This window comes from Streptomyces tricolor (genome assembly GCF_002155905.1).
Lineage (GTDB): Bacteria > Actinomycetota > Actinomycetes > Streptomycetales > Streptomycetaceae > Streptomyces > Streptomyces tricolor.
The window spans coordinates 1-1,622 of record NZ_MUMF01000943.1; the positions used below are offsets into that span (position 1 = coordinate 1).

2 protein-coding genes and 1 pseudogene are annotated in these 1,622 nt (G+C 77.6%); all 3 read left to right on the forward strand.

The annotated features are described in order from the left end of the window. Positions 1–562 (forward strand): glycosyltransferase (locus tag CCN44_RS41745; protein WP_143650470.1); only part of this gene is annotated, 562 nt, incomplete at its 5' end. Next, complete coding sequence (locus CCN44_RS41750) at positions 559–1,296, forward strand: D-sedoheptulose-7-phosphate isomerase (RefSeq protein WP_059247485.1); 738 nt, start codon at positions 559–561, stop codon at positions 1,294–1,296. The genes CCN44_RS41745 and CCN44_RS41750, both read left to right, overlap by 4 nt. Then, positions 1,293–1,622 (forward strand): annotated as a pseudogene (locus tag CCN44_RS41755) (D-beta-D-heptose 1-phosphate adenosyltransferase); the annotation flags it as partial. The gene CCN44_RS41750 and the pseudogene CCN44_RS41755, both read left to right, overlap by 4 nt.

Sequence of the window (1,622 nt, forward strand, 5' to 3'; positions counted from 1 at the left end):
CGGCCGGCTCGTGCCCCGCAAGGGCTTCGACCGCGCCATCCGCGCCCTGGCCGACGTCCCCGACGCCGAACTCCTCATCGCCGGCGGCCCCGAGGCCGACCTGCTCGGCGCCGAACCCGAGGCCGCACGCCTCTACGGCATCGCCGGCGAGTACGGCGTCCTGGACCGGGTCACCCTGCTCGGCGGGGTCGGCCGGGCCCGTATGCCCCGGCTGATGTCCAGCGCCGACCTGGTGCTGTCGCTGCCCCGGTACGAGCCCTTCGGCATCGTCCCGCTGGAGGCCATGGCCTGCGCCACGCCGGTCGTCGCCACCGCCGTCGGCGGCCAGCTCGACACGGTCGTGGACGGCACCACGGGCGTCCTGGTCCCGGCCGACGACGACTTCGACCTCGGCGCGGTGATCCGCGCCCTCCTCGCCGACCCCGACCGGCTCGCCCGGTACGGGGCCGCCGGCCGCTCCCGGGTGCTCGGCCACTACACCTGGGACCGGGTGGCCGACGGCGTGGCCGGGGTGTACGGCGCCGTGTCCTCGATCCGCTCGCTCTCGGGAGTCGTCCGATGAACACCGTCACCGACACCACGCACTGCGACGACCTCGCCAAGGCCCTGGAGGCGTTCCGCGACCACGGCCCGCTCCTGGAGCGCTGGGGCACCGAACTCGCCCGGCGGCTGGGCTCGGGCGCCCGGCTGCTCGTCGCCGGCAACGGCGGCAGCGCCGCCCAGGCGCAGCACCTCACCGCCGAACTCGTCGGCCGCTACCGCGACGACCGGCCGCCGTTCTCCGCGGTCGCCCTGCACGCCGACACCTCCTCCACCACCGCCATCGCCAACGACTACGGCGTCCAGGAGGTGTTCGCCCGGCAGACCGCCGCCCACGGCCGCCCCGGAGACGTGCTCCTGCTGCTGTCCACCAGCGGCGCCAGCGCCAACCTGCTGTCCGCCGCCGACCGCGCGCACCGGCTCGGCATGACGGTCTGGGCGCTGACCGGACGGGCCCCCAACCCGCTGCAGCTCGGCGCGGACGACGCGCTGTGCGTCGACGCCCCCGTCGCCGCCACCGTCCAGGAACTGCACCTGGTCGCCGTGCACATGCTCTGCGAGGCCTTCGACCAGGCGGTCGAGCGCGGCGAGGCCGGCCACCGCGGCGGCCACGGCGTCGACGGCGAGCCCGCGGCCGACGGTCGGCCGGGCACCGACGGCAAGCCGGGGGTCGTCGGCCGGCTCGTCGGCCGCGCCCGCACCGTCGGCCGGACCGCCGCCGGCGCTCCGGTGGCCCCGCGGAAGGGACACGCATGACCGCCGCGCAGACGCCCCTGGTCGTCGTGGGCGACGCCCTGCTGGACCACGACCTGTGCGGCCGGGCCGAGCGGCTGGCCCCGGACGCGCCCGTCCCCGTCGTCCACGGCACCCGGCGCAGCTCCCGCCCCGGCGGTGCCGCCCTCGCCGCCTGCCTCGCCGCCGCCGACGGACGCCCCGTCACCCTGGTCACCGCCCTCGGCGCCGACCCCGCGAGCGACACCCTGCGGGAACTGCTGGCCGGCCGGGTCGGCCTGGTCGAGGTTCCGCTGGAGGGCAGCCTCAGCAGCAAGACCCGGGTGCTGGCCGGGGACCGGCCGCTGCTC

What these genes read in the sequence shown, in the direction of transcription:
- CCN44_RS41750 (WP_059247485.1), top strand. Translation starts at nt 559, where the DNA reads ATGAACACCGTCACCGACACCACGCACTGCGACGACCTCGCCAAGGCC.